We start from the raw sequence: 3,161 nt of genomic DNA, 5'->3' as shown, positions 1-3,161 counted from the left end.
TTTAATATATGTCAATCTATTGATATGCGTAATGCAGCTCTATGTATATCATCAGATATTCTTATTAGCCTCATTCGCATATTTCCTGATGGGGTAATCTGACGGACCCTCATCTCATGCTGACTGCACCGCGCATGACCATGGCCTCTTTTGCTCTTGCGCTTGCAAGCCATACCCTGCGCTGCGAAGAAGCGCATTGGAAACCAGGAAGGCTGCTCACGCAGCCTTCTCGGATTTGGCGGTCATGCCGTTGAGGTAATCCACGGCCCGCTGCGCGTGTGCGGCAGCGGTGAAGATTGCGCGCTTGTCGTTCCTGAGAACTTCAAGCCAGGATGCGATGTAGGCACTGTGATCTTCCCGGACCTCGGGAGCGATCCCCAGGTCGGCGCAGAGATATGCTGATCCGAGCTCCGCGACCAGTTCTTCTTGGGCGTAGCCTTCGTCACCGAAGCGCTTGCGACCGAAGTCCCGTTCGAGACCGAGACGGCTCGGGTGACGTGTCCAGTGTGTGGTCTCGTGCGCGAGTGTCGCGTAGTAGCTTTCCGCATCGCGGAAGCTTTCGAAGACTGGCATCTGTATGCGGTCGTGCGTAATGTTGTAGTACGCCCGGTTGCCACCGTGGTTAACCTCCGCGCCCGTGGCTTCGAAGAAGCGCTCGGCGTGACCGATCCGCTCGACCGGATCGGTCACCGGGTCGGCGAGCTGGTGATAGGCTTCAGGAAGCCCTTCTATCTGTTCGACGTTGAAGACGGTATAGCCCTTCATGAAAGGAATGGCTTGCTCGATCTCTTCGCCGGTCTTTTCGTCTTCGGCGGTGCGCACCAGGGTGTTTGCATAAACAACCAGCTCACCGCTTTCGCCTTTGCGAACCTGCGCTCCCAATGCTTTGGCCTGGCGGTAGGTCATCCAGATCGGGGCGCTGTATCCCTGATCTGCCGCTGCGGCCCAGAGCATCATGACGTTGATGCCGTTGTAAGGCTGGCCATTGTGGCGAAGCGGCTTTTCGATACGCCCGGCGGCATGTTCCGCATTCCAGGGCTTCATCCAGGGGCGGACGCCCTGCTCCAGCGATGCAATGATCTTATCCGTGATGCGAGTGTAAACGTCTTTAGAAGGTGATTTTGACTTGCTCATCTGTCGTCTCCTTTTTGTAAAAGTGGCTGTTCCGAAGAACGCGAAACGACGCAGACGGGGGAAAAGCCGAACGCGCACCGAAGGCGATCAGGCCGAAGGGAAACGGGCAACACGGTTATGCGGGCCGCCCGTTGCGCGGCAGGCGACCCCGGCTAGAACAGTGAAGCTTGAGGACAGCCGCTAAAAAGGAGACGGGGTTTGAGATGAGCAAAAATCATCCGCCAGCAAAGCCGCGATCACGGTAGTGAAACGCTGGGGCTGATAAACAACTCTAGAACCGGAATGAGGAATGAAACAGCGCAGCAGGCTTAGGCCGTGCCGCCACGATTGCTGACTTTACGATTCTTGTGCTCTGAGTCGTAGCGGCAGATGACGATTCACGTCAGTTGGAGGACTTACCGCCATGCCTTTGGGAGTGGTGTGTGTATGGCGAAGGTCAGTCCCACAGCAGACCTCGGGACGCAAAGTATTCGGCGAGATCGTCATCAGAAGGCTTGGGATTCCAAACATCGACCTTATTTTTTATTTCGTCGCGTTTTTCTGCATTACTTAAAGGGCGATTGCGAACGGATGTAACAAGAGTATCTAAACTCTCAATAAAATCATCGAGAGCCTTTTGGCTGTTTGAAGACAAGGCCATCTTAGAGGTCCGACTGCCGTCTAGCTGTCAACTAGCTGCCGAAGCTAGATTTCCGCCTTCATGTGCTCCGATAACTCTTTAGCTCTGTCTTCACTGAACAAACGGCCGATTAGCTCTTCCCATTTCTCATTTGTTTGAGAAAAAATCTGATCCAATTTTCCACCAGCTTCTTTTTCAAAGTTCCTAGCGGCATCTTCAGTCATATACTGTTCAGCAAAATGTTTAAAGTCTGTCTTTAACATTTCGTCGCGGATTTTTACCGCTTCTGCTAATTTTAAGGTCATTGCTTTCCTCTCTAATATTGACTCAACAACTATGAATCCTATACCAAGAAACGCGCCAACGGTCAACATGATACGTATCGTAACGAGCACGGCAAACACGACGGGATGAATGGTTTCGGGACGCTGGAAATCAATTCCGGTAAGGAGATTTAATCCCGCGTATGTCGAGGTTGAAGGGATCACACCGACCTCAAAAAGAACAATTAGCAAGCAAAGAACCAAAAAGCACAGCCCCAAGCCTAGCAACGAGCGTCGTTGCTTTCGGTCAATCGCCATGACTCTTTCCTCCCGGCATCTCAATACAAGCTTTGGGGGTTCCAACGAGTTTTTTCACAGCAGTCGAACCCAAGATGAGTTCACGAGCAATGTGGCATAGAAAATGTATGTTCGCATAACTCAAACTCCCTCAAACCAGCAGCCTGCAAGCATTAATCAGGATCATCTGCCGCACCCACAAACACCAGCAGCGGATTAAAGTCTCCACTATCGGCTGCGCGAAGCGAGGCGATATAGGCGTTGCGGCGCTCATTGTCAGCTTGCAGGTCAAAGCCGCTAGCCCATTCAACCGGCGGGTGATCGTATACCTCTTCGAGCAGGATGTCGGCTGCGATCCGTGCGTGACGACCGTTACCGTTTGGAAACGGGTGAATCTGTACCATTCGATGATGAAAACGCGCGGCCGCTTCGAGGGGCCTGTAGACTCCATGGTCTGCCTGATATTGGGCGTTGCCAAGCAGGACGCGAAGCTGCACGGGGATCTGAAACGGATCGATGCCGATATTTTTTTCGGTCAGCCGATATTCGCCCGCCCAGCTCCACACATCACCGAACAGTTGCGCGTGAAGCCGACGGATAAAAGTATCATCAAAGATTGAGCCAGTGCGTCGCCGCGAAACCCATGCAAGCCCTTGTTCTATGTTGGCCTGCTCCAGCTCATCGAGCTCGGCCCGGGTCGTGATATGCCCGAATTTAAGGCCCTCTTTCTCGTCTGGATCAAGCGGTGTCGCTCCTTCCGGTTCGTCAAACGTCATTTAACGTCCCAGAAATCCGGTGGCATATCACGTACCAGCTCATCGGCCAGCGCCTCGATCCGCTCCTTTGTT

The 3,161-nt window shown here is 53.1% G+C and carries 4 protein-coding genes; all 4 read right to left on the bottom strand.

Annotation, left to right across the window (positions count from 1 at the left end):
* Positions 1 to 216 precede the first annotated feature (216 nt).
* A complete protein-coding gene (locus EV688_RS17215) occupies positions 217 to 1,134 on the bottom strand; it encodes an ArdC family protein (RefSeq protein WP_131917727.1) in 918 nt (305 codons plus the stop codon).
* A gap of 436 nt (positions 1,135 to 1,570) precedes the next feature.
* The gene (locus EV688_RS17210) at positions 1,571 to 1,774 is read right to left on the bottom strand and encodes a hypothetical protein (protein WP_131917725.1); all 204 of its coding nucleotides are present in this window, start codon (positions 1,772 to 1,774) and stop codon (positions 1,571 to 1,573) included.
* Between the two features lie 44 nt (positions 1,775 to 1,818).
* Positions 1,819 to 2,334, bottom strand: coding sequence for a hypothetical protein (locus tag EV688_RS17205; protein ID WP_117319737.1), 516 nt, complete (start codon positions 2,332 to 2,334; stop codon positions 1,819 to 1,821).
* A 152-nt stretch (positions 2,335 to 2,486) separates the two neighbouring features.
* Positions 2,487 to 3,089 (bottom strand): mobile mystery protein B, encoded by a 603-nt coding sequence (locus EV688_RS17200; protein ID WP_117319736.1) that lies wholly within the window; start codon positions 3,087 to 3,089, stop codon positions 2,487 to 2,489.
* Between the last annotated feature and the right edge of the window lie 72 nt (positions 3,090 to 3,161).

The sequence above is a fragment of the Chromatocurvus halotolerans genome (genome assembly GCF_004340525.1).
GTDB lineage: Bacteria > Pseudomonadota > Gammaproteobacteria > Pseudomonadales > Halieaceae > Chromatocurvus > Chromatocurvus halotolerans.
This window is presented reverse-complemented; position numbering and strand designations above follow the sequence as displayed.

Bases quoted from the DNA above. Each gene is read 5' to 3' on its own strand.
- EV688_RS17210 (WP_131917725.1), bottom strand. From the start codon at position 1,774: ATGGCCTTGTCTTCAAACAGCCAAAAGGCTCTCGATGATTTTATTGAG.
- EV688_RS17215 (WP_131917727.1), bottom strand. From the start codon at position 1,134: ATGAGCAAGTCAAAATCACCTTCTAAAGACGTTTACACTCGCATCACG.
- EV688_RS17200 (WP_117319736.1), bottom strand. From the start codon at position 3,089: ATGACGTTTGACGAACCGGAAGGAGCGACACCGCTTGATCCAGACGAG.
- EV688_RS17205 (WP_117319737.1), bottom strand. From the start codon at position 2,334: ATGGCGATTGACCGAAAGCAACGACGCTCGTTGCTAGGCTTGGGGCTG.